At 54.6% G+C, this 262-nt stretch carries 1 protein-coding gene; it reads right to left on the minus strand.

Going from position 1 to position 262, the window contains the following annotated elements; translation table 11 throughout:
- Positions 1–262 (minus strand): hypothetical protein (locus AC3XQU_RS24155; protein ID WP_489876657.1); only part of this gene is annotated, 262 nt, incomplete at both ends.

A 262-nucleotide genomic window follows, 5' to 3' on the forward strand; every position in this document is an offset into this window, starting at 1 on the left:
TGTTCTGAAACACCTTGGAAGTGACCGCATTTGTGGAAACGATCGGTGCCCAACTGGAGGAGACCAAGCCAGCGTTTCCGAAGAAATCCAGCCGAACCACCCAACCGCCAGACGTGTTCATATTCGGAACAGTCGCGGAAATCGTCGTCTCATCCCCCACTAGCCGCTTCCACCACATCGCAGCTTGGTTGGAGTTGCCCTGACCACCAGCATTCAACTGGGTCCACCCTGAGGAGTTCAGGACAATGTTTCCACTGTTCTG

This window comes from Telluria sp. AZSoR62, assembly GCF_058111565.1.